Annotated in this window: 1 pseudogene; it reads left to right on the top strand. The window is 66.9% G+C overall.

The window, feature by feature from the left end:
• Positions 1-239: pseudogene (locus FS767_RS22580) on the top strand (VRR-NUC domain-containing protein); the annotation flags it as partial.

Genomic DNA, 239 nt, shown 5'->3' with positions numbered 1-239 from the left:
GGCGCAAGGAAGACTGGCTGGCGCGGCTGGAAGCCGAGCAGGCCACGCCCCTGACCTTCAGCGGCTGGACCGCCACCGTGCCCGAGCTGGTGGCGGAGGGCGTCTGGCGGCTGACGCTGATGGACCTCTGCGATCGCCTGCGTCTGCTGTTCTTTGGCAACCTGCACCAGGACTGGACCGACTTCGTGCTGGCCGATCTGGGTATCTTCCAGTACGAGACGGTGGCCTTCAGCGCCGAA

The organism is Pseudomonas sp. DE0010 (assembly GCF_007680745.1).
Classification (GTDB): Bacteria; Pseudomonadota; Gammaproteobacteria; order Pseudomonadales; family Pseudomonadaceae; genus Aquipseudomonas; species Aquipseudomonas parafulva_B.
This window is presented reverse-complemented; position numbering and strand designations above follow the sequence as displayed.